12 protein-coding genes are annotated in these 13,616 nt (G+C 63.8%); 7 read left to right on the forward strand and 5 right to left on the reverse strand.

Annotation, left to right across the window (positions count from 1 at the left end):
• Positions 1-202 precede the first annotated feature (202 nt).
• Positions 203-511 carry a hypothetical protein gene (locus AC630_RS30030; protein WP_245330563.1) on the reverse strand — a complete coding sequence of 103 codons (309 nt, stop codon included), beginning with the start codon at positions 509-511 and terminating at the stop codon, positions 203-205.
• A gap of 194 nt (positions 512-705) precedes the next feature.
• Here AC630_RS30030 and AC630_RS30035 point away from each other — a divergent pair, with 194 nt between their 5' ends.
• On the forward strand, positions 706-1,074 hold the full coding sequence (locus AC630_RS30035) for a winged helix-turn-helix transcriptional regulator (protein WP_074122094.1): 369 nt from the start codon (positions 706-708) through the stop codon (positions 1,072-1,074).
• Between the two features lie 129 nt (positions 1,075-1,203).
• Here AC630_RS30035 and AC630_RS30040 read toward each other — a convergent pair whose 3' ends face one another.
• On the reverse strand, positions 1,204-1,899 hold the full coding sequence (locus AC630_RS30040) for an MBL fold metallo-hydrolase (protein WP_074122095.1): 696 nt from the start codon (positions 1,897-1,899) through the stop codon (positions 1,204-1,206).
• A gap of 171 nt (positions 1,900-2,070) precedes the next feature.
• Here AC630_RS30040 and AC630_RS30045 point away from each other — a divergent pair, with 171 nt between their 5' ends.
• Positions 2,071-3,669 (forward strand): alpha-amylase family glycosyl hydrolase, encoded by a 1,599-nt coding sequence (locus tag AC630_RS30045; RefSeq protein WP_074122096.1) that lies wholly within the window; start codon positions 2,071-2,073, stop codon positions 3,667-3,669.
• A 181-nt stretch (positions 3,670-3,850) separates the two neighbouring features.
• A complete protein-coding gene (locus tag AC630_RS30050; RefSeq protein WP_074122097.1) occupies positions 3,851-4,342 on the forward strand; it encodes an MmcB family DNA repair protein in 492 nt (163 codons plus the stop codon).
• Between the two features lie 176 nt (positions 4,343-4,518).
• Here the strand turns inward: AC630_RS30050 and AC630_RS30055 are convergent, their stop codons facing one another.
• On the reverse strand, positions 4,519-5,073 hold the full coding sequence (locus tag AC630_RS30055) for an ActR/PrrA/RegA family redox response regulator transcription factor (protein ID WP_074122131.1): 555 nt from the start codon (positions 5,071-5,073) through the stop codon (positions 4,519-4,521).
• A 103-nt stretch (positions 5,074-5,176) separates the two neighbouring features.
• Positions 5,177-6,508: an ActS/PrrB/RegB family redox-sensitive histidine kinase gene (locus AC630_RS30060; protein WP_074122098.1), complete on the reverse strand. Its 1,332-nt coding sequence runs from the start codon at positions 6,506-6,508 to the stop codon at positions 5,177-5,179.
• Between the two features lie 99 nt (positions 6,509-6,607).
• Between AC630_RS30060 and AC630_RS30065 the strand changes: the two genes are divergently transcribed.
• From AC630_RS30065 to AC630_RS30080, 4 genes are all read left to right on the forward strand, one after another.
• Entirely contained in the window at positions 6,608-7,414 is an 807-nt protein-coding gene (locus AC630_RS30065; protein ID WP_074122099.1) for an ABC transporter ATP-binding protein, read from the forward strand.
• Between the two features lie 131 nt (positions 7,415-7,545).
• The gene (locus AC630_RS30070; protein ID WP_074122100.1) at positions 7,546-8,364 is read left to right on the forward strand and encodes an ABC transporter permease; all 819 of its coding nucleotides are present in this window, start codon (positions 7,546-7,548) and stop codon (positions 8,362-8,364) included.
• 121 nt (positions 8,365-8,485) lie between these two features.
• Complete coding sequence (locus AC630_RS30075; protein ID WP_074122101.1) at positions 8,486-9,814, forward strand: polyhydroxyalkanoate depolymerase; 1,329 nt, start codon at positions 8,486-8,488, stop codon at positions 9,812-9,814.
• Between the two features lie 321 nt (positions 9,815-10,135).
• Positions 10,136-10,975, forward strand: a complete 840-nt coding sequence (locus AC630_RS30080; RefSeq protein WP_074122102.1) for a M48 family metallopeptidase — start codon at positions 10,136-10,138, stop codon at positions 10,973-10,975.
• Between the two features lie 326 nt (positions 10,976-11,301).
• On the opposite strand, the gene AC630_RS30085 is transcribed toward AC630_RS30080, so the two are convergent.
• On the reverse strand, positions 11,302-13,509 hold the full coding sequence (locus AC630_RS30085) for a transglycosylase domain-containing protein (protein ID WP_074122103.1): 2,208 nt from the start codon (positions 13,507-13,509) through the stop codon (positions 11,302-11,304).
• Positions 13,510-13,616: the final 107 nt, after the last annotated feature.

Raw genomic sequence — 13,616 nt, forward strand, 5'->3', positions numbered from 1 at the left:
CCAGCCCCGCTGTCGTCCCGGACAAGCGCAGCGAAGCGGAGCGCCGATCCGGGACCCATAACCACAGGGAGGTGTGGTTACGGGAACTCGGAGTTACGCTTTTCGTATCAAACTTTGTCCTGTGGTTATGGGTCCCGGATCTGCGCTTACGCTTGTCCGGGACGACAGCGGAATTTGTGGTCACGCCGTTGTGTCGGTCCCGTCAAGACGAAGCAGTCTGATCGATCATCTCGATCGGCGTCACCGTCACCTCGCCGCCCGCGACCTTCCGCGTCATCTCCGAATAGCGCTTGAAGAAGTCGCGCGATTGCAGCGTCTTTTGCGCGGCGTCATCCGTGACGCTGGCGAGATGGAAATAGCTGCCATCGTCGCGGTTCTTGATGCAGCGATAGCCGATCCGCCCCCTGAGTTCCGGATCGTCGTCGATCGCCTTGATGAAGCGGCGGATCTCCTGGTGCCAGGCGTCCGTCGTGCCGTCCTTGAACTGGTACCTGATCATGAAGTGCTTCATGTGACGCTCCCTGTTCGTCGTGTGCGTCATCATCTGCGGCCTGCGAGCGATCCTGCAAGTATGGACAAGATTGATAGTATGGACTTTTCCGACGTCGCTCCTATGCTTTGCCAAAGTGTTTTCGAGCGAAGTGGATCCCGGTTCGCATCAAGAAAACGCGTCAAAACAAGAGTCTCGCACATGGAGGAGATGTCATGGCAAAGGCTTCCCCCGCGCGCGCCTGTCCGGTCGCGGCGTTTCAGAAGATGATCAGCGGCAAGTACAAGCTGCGCATCGTCTGGGACCTCAAGGACGGCCCGCGCCGCTATGGCGAGATCCGCAGCGGCCTGCTGCGCGGCGCCAGCGGTAGCGCCGAGATCACCCCGCGCGTGCTCAGCCGCGAATTGAAGGCGTTGACGCAAAGCGGCCTGATCGACCGCAAGGATTTTGGCGAGGTGCCGCCGAAGGTCGAGTATCGCCTGACCCGCAAGGGCAAGAGCTTTGTGCCCGTCGTCGCCGCGATCCGCGAATGGGGCGAGCGCAATCTCGGTGAGACCGCGGCGCTGGCGGACGCCGCCGAATAGAGCATGATCCGGAAAAGTGTGGAGCGGTTTTCCCTCGCGACAAACGCGGAACGCGTTTGCGCGGAGATCATGCTCAAACAAAAGCTAAAGCGCGATGATGGTTCATCCTGAGCTCATCGCGCTTTAGGCCTACATCTCGCCGGTGATGAACGGATTGGTCATCCGCTCCTGGCCGATGCTCGAGCCTGCGCCATGGCCGCAGATAAAGCCGACATCGTCGCCGAGCGGCAGCAGCTTGGTCTTGATCGAATTGATCAGCATTGCATGACTGCCGCCGGGCAGGTCGGTGCGCCCGACCGAACCCGCAAACAGCACGTCGCCGACATGGGCGAAGCGCAGCTCCTTGTTGAAGAACACCACGCTGCCGGGCGAGTGGCCGGGGCAGTGAAAAATGTCGAATTGCAAACCGCCGATCGACACGGTGTCACCTTCGTCGAGCCAGCGGTCCGGCTCGAAGTTGCGGCCGCCGGTCATGCCGAAGCGCGCGCCGCTTTCGACCACGTTGTCGAGCAGGTACTTGTCCGCGATGTGCGGGCCCTCGATCGGCACCTTCAGCGCATCGCGCAATTCGGCCGCGCCGCCGACATGGTCGATATGGCCGTGGGTCAGCCAGATCTTCTCCACGGTGACGCCGGTCTGCTTGATCGCCTCCAAAATCTTCGGCACGTCCCCGCCGGGGTCGATCACCACGGCCTTCTTGCCGGGCTCGTCCCAGATGATGGTGCAGTTCTGCTCGAACAACGTCACGGGAACGATGATCGCACCAGCCTTTGCCGTTTGGGATTCGGCTTGCTGGGATTCTTGGGTGTCATTTTGCTCGGTCATGGCCTCACAATGCCGATTTTTGCCATGCCGCCAAGCAAAAGATTCGTGTCGGCCCGGGGAGCGGCCGCCTCGTCGTCACACGGGCGTCCCATTTCGCTTGCTGATTTGAACCGGGGGCGTTCCTTCAGCGTTCTATCGCGCGAGAAGCACATTTCTTGGGGTATTTCCCGCATGGCCCAGAGCGACGAAAACTGGTGGCGCGACGGCATCTTCTATCAGATCTATCCGCGCTCCTTTCAGGACAGCGACGGTGACGGCGTCGGCGATCTCGCGGGCATCCTGAGGCGGCTGCCTTACGTGAAATCGCTCGGCGTCGACGCGATCTGGCTGTCGCCGATCTTCCCCTCGCCAATGGCGGATTTCGGCTACGACATCTCGGACTATACCGGCATCGAGCCGCTATTCGGCACGATGGCGGATTTCGATGCGCTGCTCAGCGCTGCGCATGACAACGGCCTGAAGCTGATCCTCGACCTCGTGCCGAACCACACCTCGGACCAGCATCCCTGGTTCGTCGAGAGCCGGTCCTCGCGCGACAATCCCAAACGCGACTGGTACGTCTGGCGCGATCCGGCCCCCGATGGCGGCCTGCCCAACAACTGGCTGTCCGAGTTCGGCGGCAGTGCGTGGCGACTCGACGAGACGACAGGTCAATATTACTACCACGCCTTCCTCGTCCAGCAGCCGGACCTCAACTGGCGCAATCCGGACGTCCGTGCGGCGATCTACGACGTGATGCGGTTCTGGCTGGAGAAGGGCGTCGACGGCTTTCGCGTCGACGTGATCTGGCACCTGATCAAGGACACAGAATTCCGCGACAACCCGCCGAACCCGCATTACGTCGAGGGCCGGCCGCCAAACGAAAAGCTCCTGACGCAATACTCTACCGACCAGCCGGAGGTGCATGACGTCATCGCCGAGATGCGGCGCGTCACCGATGCGTATTCGGCGCGCGTGCTGATCGGCGAGATCTATCTGCCGCTGCATCGCCTGATGGCCTATTACGGCAACGATCTCACCGGCGCGCAGATGCCGTTCAACTTCGCGCTGCTCTCGACCTTCTGGAGCGCGCGCTCCATCGAGAAGATCATCGAGGACTATGAGAAGGCGCTGCCGAATGGCGCCTGGCCGAACTGGGTGCTCGGCAATCACGACCGGCCACGCGTGGCGAGCCGTGTCGGGGCAGAGCAGGCCCGCGTCGCCGCGATGCTGCTGCTGACGCTGCGCGGCACACCGACGCTCTATTATGGCGACGAGATCGGCATGCATCAGCTCACGATCGCGCCCGAAGATGTCCGCGATCCCTTCGAGAAGAACGTGCCCGGCATCGGCGTCGGGCGCGACGGCTGCCGCACGCCGATGCAGTGGGACTCCTCAGGTTTTTCCGGCTTCTCGGACGTCAAGCCGTGGCTGCCGCTGCCCGAGGATCATGTCCACGAGAATGTCGTCAATCTCGAAGCTGATTCACGCTCGATCCTCAGCCTGTACAAGCGCCTGATTGCCTTGCGGAAGGCCTGCCCGCCGCTGGTCTCGGGTGACTATCATCCGATTGCTGCGCAAGGCGACCTGCTGATCTATCGCCGCACGGCCGAGGGCAGGGCGGTGATCGTCGTGCTCAATCTCGGCCCCGACCCGATAGCCGTAACCAGCACCGCGATACGTTTCGGCAGCGAGGTCCTGCTGTCGACGTTTCTGGATCGCGAGGGCGAGCGGCTCGAGGGCGTGCTGGATTTGCGCGGCAATGAGGGGGTGGTGGTCGGGCCGCCCTAGCAGCTGTCGTCCCGGGGCGCGCGAAGCGCGAGCCCGGGACTCATAACCACAGGGCCAGGTTTGGCGATGATTTTTGGTTGTCGGTCTCGAGCCGCAACTACACCCTGTGGTTATGGATTCCGGGTTCGCGCTGCGCGCGCCCCGGAATGACGGGCGCAACGGAATCGGCTAAACTCGCCCCATGGACAATGTCGCCCGCAACATCGCCCTCGTTCCGCCGCCGGATCGCCGCCAGTCGGAGACGGCGCTGGCGATCGCGCGCGGCACCGCGCGGCTGCTTCGCTCGCTTGGCTTTTCCTGCGTCAGCGAATTGCCGCTGCCGTCGGGCCGGCGCGCCGATCTCGTGGCCTTGAACGAGCGCGGTGAGATCTGGATCGTCGAGATCAAGTCATCGGTCGAGGATCTGCGCGCCGACCAGAAATGGCACGAATACCGCGCCCATTGCGATCGGCTGTTCTTCGCCTTCACGCAGGACCTGCCTTGCGAGATCTTTCCGCAAGACACCGGCCTGATCATCGCGGATGCCTATGGCGCGCACCTGCATTGCGAGGCGCCCGAGCACAAGCTACCCGCGCCGACGCGCAAGCAGATGACGGTGCGGTTTGGAATGGCGGCGGCGCTGCGGATCAACCGGCTGGTCGATCCGCAGGGGCACGCGGATTTCTGGGAATAAGATACTCTCGTGTCCCGGACGCGCTGCAACGCTCCCGGCGATGCGAAGCATCGTCCGGTGCGTTGCTGCGCAGAGCCGGGACCCAGAAGGCGGCGATCTACGCTGAAGCATAGGCCCCGGCTCAGCAGCGCATCACTTCGTGCTGCGCAGCGTCCGGGGCACGAGAGCGGTGAAAATTACCGCGGCGCGCGCTTCGCCAAAATCCGCTGCAACGTACGCCGGTGCATGTTGAGGCGGCGTGCCGTTTCCGAGACGTTGCGGTTGCACATCTCGTAGATGCGCTGGATGTGCTCCCAGCGCACGCGGTCGGCCGACATCGGGTTCGTCGGCAGCTCGGACTTCTCCGCGCTGGTCGACAGCAGCGCGGCGACGACGTCGTCGGCGTCCGCAGGCTTCGAGAGATAGTCGATCGCGCCCATCTTCACCGCGGTCACTGCGGTGGCGATGTTGCCGTAGCCGGTCAGTACGATCGCGCGTGCTTCAGGGCGCTTCTTCTTCAACGCCGAGACGACGTCGAGGCCGTTGCCGTCGCCGAGCCGCAAATCGACCACCGCGAATGCGGGCGCAGCCTTGCCGATCTGCGCCAGTCCGTCCGAGACGGTGTCGCACGATGTCACAGCAAAACCACGGGTCTCCATCGCGCGCGACAGCCGCTCCAGAAACGGCTTGTCGTCCTCCACGATGAGAAGCGAGCGGTCGGTCTGTTCGTTCAGTTCGGCGATGGCGTTCAAGGTGTTGTCCTCTCTCCAGCGCTTCCACATATGGCGTCGCAATCGGGCGGTGCCAAGGCCGCAAATGGTCGACCCGGCCTTCCGTGCGACGCAAGGTCGCGGTCTATCCTATTGTTTCTTCGAAGGTCTCGATAGCCTCAAAACGCTCTCTCAGCCATGTGATCTGTACCACTGCACCGTGTTCCGGAAAGGTCCGATTGGTGAACGAGACCTTGGCGCCGGTGCGTTCGAGCAGTGTGCGCGCGATGAACACGCCGAGCCCGAGGCCGCGCCGTGCGCCGCCACCTTCATCCAGGATGCGCCGCCGCGACAGATAGGGCTCGCCGATCCGGTTGAGGATATCAGGCGGGATGCCGGGACCATCGTCGGAGATCACGAGCTCGATCGTGTCCTTGTTCCACCAGGCATTCACCTCGACGGTGGTGCGGGCGAAGTCGACTGCGTTCTCGACGATATTGCCGACGCCGTAGAGGATCGCCGGGTTGCGTGAGCCAACCGGCTCGGCGACTGCGGCTACTGCGATCCGCACCTTGATGTCGACGCCGAAATCGCGGTGCGGCGCCACCACCTCCTCGATCAGCTCCGACAGTTTCATGCGGTCGAACGGCGCACCGGTGGAGGAGAGCTGGGTGATCTTGCTCAGGATGTCGCGGCAGCGCTGCGTCTGCTCGCGCAGGGTTTTCAGGTCGGCGGCAAAGCCCGGATCCTTCACCGTCTTTTCGAGCTCGCGCGAGATCAGGAAGATGGTGGCGAGCGGCGTGCCGAGCTCGTGCGCGGCCGCCGCGGCAAGCCCGTCGAGCTGGGTCAGATGCTGCTCGCGTGTCAGCACCAGCTCGGTCGCAGCCAGCGCGTCCGCCAGCTTGCGCGCCTCCTCGGTCACCTGAAACGAGTAGAGGCTGGTGACGCCGATCGCGAGCACGATCGAGAGCCAGACGCCGACGAGATAGATCGGCGGCAGCACCAGGGGATCGTCGGAATCCCAGGGCAGCGGCAGATGGAAGAAGAACAGGACCGAGGCGCAGGCCACCGCCAGCAGGCCGAGGCCGAAGGTGACGCGGGCCGGCAGCGCAGTGGCCGAGATCAGCACGGGCGCGAGGAACAGGAACGAGAACGGGTTCTGCAGTCCGCCGGTGAAGAACAGCAGCCCGGCCAGTTCAACGATGTTGAGCGCAAGCAGTCCTGCGGCCTGCATCGGCTCCAGCCGCTGCAGCGGATTGGACAGGGTCTGGAGCCCCAGATTGAGCGCCGCCGACAGGGCGATGATACTGACGCAGGGGACGATCTCGACGTTGAACTCCAGCCCTTGCGCCACGATGAAGATCGCGGCGAGCTGGCCCAGCACCGCGAGCCAGCGCAGCCGCAGGATCGTGTCCAGCCGGATATGCCGCTGCGCAGGGCGAAAGTCGGAAGCGGCAATTTCGGTCTTATCTGTCAATGTGGCGGTGCCTTCTCGATCACAAACGCGCAGCTCGCGGAACCACGAGGGATTACAAGCCTTGCGCTTCCCGCTGCAATAGCAGAAGAACGGCCCAGCATGACCGAGAATGACAAGGCTTCAAGTCGGCCGACTGTCGCGGATCGCAGCTCCCTGGCTGCGATCGAGGTCGATCACCTCGTCAAGTTCTACAAGCAGACCCGCGCCGTCGACGATATCTCCTTTTCGCTTCCGCGCGGCAGCATCACCGGACTTCTGGGCGGCAACGGCGCCGGCAAGACCACGACCATCGCGATGATCATGGGCCTGGTGCTGCCGACCTCCGGCCGCGTCAGGGTGCTCGGGCATCGGATGCCCGAGGAAAGCGCGGCCGTGCTGGGGCGGATGAATTTCGAGAGCCCATATGTCGACATGCCGATGCGGCTCACTGTGCGGCAGAACCTCACAGTGTTCGGCAAGCTCTATGCGGTGAAGAACCTGTCCGACCGCATCGCCAAGCTGGCCGACGATCTCGACCTCACCGATTTCATCGACCGCGCCAACGGCAAGCTCTCCGCCGGGCAGAAGACCCGCGTCGCCCTTGCCAAGGCACTGATCAACCAGCCCGAGCTGCTGTTGCTGGACGAGCCGACCGCCTCGCTCGACCCTGACACCGCCGACTGGGTGCGCGCGCATATGGAGCGCTATCGCAAGGAGAATAACGCCACCATCCTGCTGGCTTCGCACAACATGCTCGAGGTCGAGCGGCTCTGCGACCGCATCATCATCATGAAGCGCGGCCGCATCGAGGACGACGACGCGCCGGAGGCCATCATGGCCCGCTACAACCGCACCACGCTGGAGGAGGTGTTTCTGGACGTCGCACGCGGCCGGGTGAACGGCGTCAGGCAGGAGGCGGCGCGATGAGCGAACCCCCATGTTTCGCTCGTAGCCGTAGCCGTAGCCCGGATGGAGCGCAGCGTAATCCGGGGGGTCTCGCGTCTGGATGGACTTTTCCCGGATTGCGCTTCGCTCCATCCAGGCTACGCGGTGCGGCCATGACCGAGGTTTCCCTCCACCGCGGCATCTCCATGCAGCGCATCGGCGCGATGATCCTGCGCTACTGGTATCTGCTGATGTCGTCCTGGCCGCGGCTGCTCGAGCTTTTGTACTGGCCGGCGCTCCAGGTCATCACCTGGGGCTTCCTCCAGCTCTACATTGCCCAAAATGCGAACTTCTTCGCGCGGGCGGGCGGCACGCTGATCGGCGCCGTCATCCTCTGGGACATCCTGTTCCGCGGGCAGCTCGGCTTCTCCATCTCGTTCCTGGAGGAGATGTGGGCGCGGAACCTCGGCAACCTCATGATGAGCCCGCTCAAGCCGATCGAGTTTCTGCTGTCGCTGATGGTCATGAGCCTGATCCGGCTCGCCATCGGCGTGATCCCGATGACGCTGCTTGCGCTGTTCCTGTTCCACTTCAACGTCTACGCCCTCGGCCTGCCGTTGATCGCCTTCTTCTGCAACCTGATCTTCACGAGCTGGTCGGTCGGGATCTTTGTCTCGGGCCTGGTGCTGCGAAACGGGCTTGGCGCCGAGAGCATCGTCTGGACGCTGATGTTCGCGATCATGCCGCTCGCCTGCATCTACTATCCGGTGAGCGTGCTGCCGGCCTGGCTGCAATATGTCGCCTGGGCGCTGCCGCCGACCTACGTGTTTGAGGGAATGCGCGCGCTGCTGATCGAGAACACCTTCCGCACCGACCTGATGCTGGATGCGCTGGCGATCAATGCGGGCCTGCTGATTGCATCTTTTGGAGCATTCCTTGCCCTTTTGCGCAGCGCCAGAAAGCACGGCTCGCTGCTGTCCAGCGGCGAATAGCGTCACTTTCCCGTGGATTCAGGCTGGTTTGGCCGTCCCGGCTACGTAGATGTACGGAACCATGCATTGACGCAATATTACGCATTCGGCAGTATGCTGCGATGCGAAGAGGACTTTAACAATGCCTATTGGTGAGTTTGGCGGCGCGCCGCCCCTGGCTGCGGAAGGCAGTCCGGTCCTGACGACGCCGATGTACTGGATGTACGAGATGGCGCACGCCTCTCTCAATCCGGCGCGTGCGGTCACCGACGCGACCAAGCTGCTGTTCCAGAATCCGCTAAATCCGTGGGCGCGCACCGAGGTCGGCAAGTCGGTCGCCGCAGCCTGCGAACTGTTCGAGCGCACCACGCGCCGTTACGGCAAGCCGGAATGGGGCCTCAACGACACCGAGGTCAACGGCATCCGCGTTCCCGTCGAAATCCGTTCGGTCTGGGAAAAGCCGTTCTGCCGCCTGCTCTACTTCGATCGCAAGTTCGCCCGTCCGCTGCGCAGCCCGCAGCCGCGCGTGCTGATCGTCGCGCCGATGTCCGGCCACTACGCGACGCTGCTCCGTGGCACGGTCGAGGCGTTCCTGCCGGCGCATGAGGTCTACATCACCGACTGGGCCGATGCCCGCATGGTGCCGCTCAGCGACGGCCGCTTCGATCTCGACGACTACATCGACTATGTCATCGAGATGCTGCACGTTCTCGGCGGCAACACCCATGTCATGGCGGTGTGCCAGCCCTCCGTGCCCGTCGTCGCCGCCGTCTCGGTCATGGAAGCGAAGCGCGATCCCTTCGTGCCGACCTCGATGACGCTGATGGGCGGCCCGATCGACACGCGCCGCAATCCGACCGCGGTGAACAAGCTCGCCCAGGAGCGCGGCATCGACTGGTTCCGCAACACCGTCATCACCAAGGTGCCGTTCCCGCATCCCGGCATGATGCGCGACGTCTATCCGGGCTTCCTGCAGCTCAACGGGTTCATCAGCATGAACCTCGACCGGCACATGGACGCCCACAAGCGTCTCTTCGCCAATCTGGTGAAGGGCGACGGCGACCTCGTCGACAAGCATCGCGACTTCTATGACGAATATCTTGCGGTGATGGACCTCCCTGCCGAGTATTATCTGCAGACGGTCGACACCGTGTTCGTGAAGCACTCGCTGCCGAAGGGCGAGATGACCCATCGTGGAACTCGCGTCGATCCCTCGAAGGTCACGCGCGTTGCGTTGATGACGGTCGAAGGCGAGAACGACGACATCTCCGGGCTCGGCCAGACCGAAGCAACGCACACATTGTGCAGTTCGATTCCCGAACATCGCCGCGTTCACTACGTCCAGAAGGGCGTTGGACATTACGGCGTGTTCAACGGCTCGCGCTTCAAGTCGGAAATTGTGCCGCGGATTCATGACTTCATGGTCTCGGCAGCGAATCCGAGCTCGTTGCAGGCTCTCGCGGCCGAATAGACGCGTTTTCGCGCGAAGTGGAGACCGGTTCGCGTAAAGAAAACGCGCCAAAACACGAATCTAGAGCCCCGTTCCGATTCCATCGGAACGGAAAATGGCTCTAGACGCGTTTTTCGGCTTTTCCGTCGAAAATTCAGGCCCTGCCGGAGGCTTCGGCGGGGTGAGGTTCCCTCCAGATTCGTGGTATTTAGGTAGCGTTATAGGAGTGAGTCCTCCCTCAGCCTTTGGGGGGGCCGCATGCGTCCAGCGGGGGCGAAAAATTGGGGTTCCAACCCCAGTCTGTAGGGTCTCCCGGACACCAGACCCCTGTATATTGGGCAAATGATTTGTTTTTGCGCCGAGCGCTTTCCCTGGCGGCGGTTATGGCAGAATCCGGGCGAACTCCTGCTCCCCGGACTGACAGACATGGCTACACGCGCGCTCCTCTATCGGCGGCCCCACGAACCGAAGACCCTCCTGATCACCCATGGATCGCAATTTTTTGCGATTCGCCTGCGCCGACATCGCCGAGCGCGCCGCTACACGCTCAGAATTCATCCGAGCGATCGCGAAGCCATCCTCACGATGCCGCCGCGTGGCACGCTCGCTGAGGCAAAGGACTTCGCGCAGCGTCACGGCGCGTGGATCGCGGCACGTCTCGGCCGTTTGCCGAAGGCTGCGCCGTTTCAGCCTGGCACAGTGATACCGCTTCGCGGCGTTTCCCACCGCATCGTTCATCGCGCCGGCCAGCGTGGCACGGTGTGGACGGAGGTGCGTGACTCCGGAGAGCGCATTCTCTGCGTCGCCGGCGGGGTCGAACATGTCGACCGCCGCGTCAGTGACTTCCTCAAGCGCGAGGCGCGCCGCGACCTTCAGCGTTCGGCCGAGGCCTATGCCGTCGAGCTCGGCGTCAAGGTCAAGCGTCTCTCGATCCGCGACCAGTCCAGCCGCTGGGGCTCCTGTACCTCGGCGGGCTCGCTGTCGTTCTCCTGGCGCCTGATCCTCGCGCCGTCCTTCGTGCTCGACTACCTCGCCGCGCACGAGGTCGCCCATCTCGTCGAGATGAACCACTCGGCGCGGTTCTGGCGCGTCTGCGGGAAGGTCTGTCCGTCGATGGAGCGCGCCAAGAAGTGGCTCGACACACACGGCAACGATCTGCACCGCTTCGGGGTCGAGGATTAGGCCTCGCTGCCAGCCCAACACTCGCTGTCGTCGCCCGGCTTGACCGGGCGACCCAGTACGCCGCGGCGGCTATTTTAGATCTCGATGTCTCGGAATACTGGATTCCCCGCCTTCGCGGGGAATGACAGCTGCGAATGGGGCGACATCAACGCGTTTCGCGCGAATCTCCCAGAAGGCTGCGATGATCGCGCGGCATCCGTCATTTGCCCCGCTGCATCAAAGCTTTCGTACCATCCACCCAGCGTCACGCCGGCAATCACCGGCTACTGTGCATGGGGTTGTTTTCGCGGTTTTTGTTTTGAGGTCACAAAGACCGCAGGCCGAGCCTATCGATTGCCGCCAAACAGCCGGTCCATCAGCCAACCATCGAGCCCCGGCGCTGCTTCCGGCCGCACATTGGCGCGCGTCGGCGCGGGGCGATAACCGCCGTTATTGGCCGGAGCCGATGGGGGCACTGTCGGCGGCGCCACCTGCGAGGCCACTATCGCGAGGTTCGACGGGCCCCAATTGGCCAGCGAATTCGGCAACGCTGCGACCGGCACGCCCTCGTGCGCGGTGCGCATGAAGCGCGACCAGACCTCCACCGGCAGGCCGCCGCCGGTCGCCTTCTTGGTCGGCGAGTTGTCGTCGTTGCCGAGCCAGACGCCGGTGACGAGGTTGGCGGTATAGCCGACGAACCAGGCGTCGCGATAATCCTGGCTGGTGCCGGTCTTGCCGGCCGCCGGCCAGCCCGGGATCTCCGCCTTCTTGGCAGTGCCGTTGATCAGTGTCTCCCGCATCATCGCGTTCATCATCCCGACATAGCGCGGGTCGATCACCTGGTTGCGCTCCTCGGGCTGGCGCATGTAGAGCAGCTTGCCCCCGAGCGTCTTGATCCGCGTGACGACATGCGGCGACACCGCGAAGCCGCCATTGGCGAAGGGCGCATAGGCGCCGACCATCTCGACGACCGAGACCTCGGAAGTGCCGAGCGCGATCGAGGCGTTGGGCTCGAGCTTGGAGGAGATGCCGAGCCGGTGCGCGGTGCGCACCACGTTCTTCGGCCCGACCTCGAGGCCGAGGCGAATGGCGACCGTGTTGAGCGACATCGCGAGCGCCTGCGTCAGCGTCACCGGGCCGAAATACTCATGCGTGTAGTTCTCGGGCTTCCAGCCCTTGACCTCGATCGGGGCGTCCTGGCGGACGGTGTCCGGCGTCAGACCCTGCTCGAGCGCGGTCAGATACACGAACGGCTTGAACGAGGAGCCCGGCTGGCGCTTGGCGGTCACCGCGCGGTTGTACTGGCTCTCGGAATAGTTTCGGCCGCCGACCATGGCGCGCACCGCGCCATCAGGCGTCATCGCCACCAGCGCGCCCTGGCTGACATTGAACTTCACGCTCTTGGCCGCGAGCTCGTCGATGACGGCGGCTTCGGCGACGCTCTGGAGCTTTGGATCGATCGTGGTCTCGACCTTGATGCTCTCGTCGATCTGGCCGACCAGATCGTCCAGCACTTCGCCGATCCAGTCGGCGACGTAGTTGACCGTGCCGGCGCCGACCGGCTTCACATTGTAGGAGGGATGGCCGATCGAGGCCTGCGCCTGCGCTTCGGTGATGAACTTTGCATCCGCCATCGCCGCGAGCACGACCTGCGCGCGCTGCTCGGCGCCTTCGGGGTTGCGGTTGGGCGCAAGGCGCGAGGGCGATTTGACGAGGCCGGCCAGCATCGCGGCCTCGGGAATCGTGACGTTCTTGGCCGACTTGCCGAAATAGCGCTGCGCGGCTGCCTCGACACCATAGGCGCCGGAGCCGAAATAGACGCGGTTGAGATAGAGCTCAAGGATCTCGTTCTTGGAATGCTTGCGCTCCAGCCAGATCGCCAGCTCCGCCTCCTGCAGCTTGCGCTGCATGGTGCGCTCCTGGGTCAGGAACAGGTTTTTCGCCAGCTGCTGCGTCAGCGTCGAGCCGCCCTGCGACACGCCGCGATGGAGCACGTTGGTGACGAGCGCGCGCAGGATGCCTACGGGATCGATGCCGTAATGCGAATAGAAGCGGCGGTCCTCGATGGCGATGAAGGCCTTGGGCAGATAGGGCGGCAGGTCCTTCAGCGAGACGTTGGCGCCGGCCATCTCGCCGCGCTGCGCCAGCATGCTGCCGTCGATGCCGACGATCTGTATCGTCGGTGGCCGCTTTGGAATCTCCAACGACTGGATCGGCGGCAGATGGGCGCCGACATAGACCACGACGGCGATCACGGCGATCACGCCCCACAGGCCGAGCACCGCGCCCCAATAGACCAGGCGGCCGAGGCTGAAGCCTCCGCGCGACTTCGACCGGCGCTTGGCGCCGCTGCGGCTCGCCGGCGCCTTCCGCTCGCGCGGCGGCTCGTCGTCGGAATCGTCGGCCTTGCGCTTGGCGGATGATTTCGCGGACTTTTTCGGCTTGTCCTCGGCATTGGGGATGCGATCCGCGGACGTCAGGCGCAGATCGGCGAGCGCCGCGGGCAAGCCGAACAACGGCTCCTTCCGCCCACCCTTTTTCTTTCCCCACGCCATACGCAAAACGCCCGGTCAGACTGCCCCGCCGCACGCTAGCGGTCGCTGTTTAAGGCCCGGTTACCCCGAGCTTAACGCTCGATTAGGAGGTGCGGCATTCGCCTGCC

It is taken from the genome of Bradyrhizobium sp. AS23.2 (assembly GCF_001908185.1).
Taxonomy (GTDB): domain Bacteria; phylum Pseudomonadota; class Alphaproteobacteria; order Rhizobiales; family Xanthobacteraceae; genus Bradyrhizobium.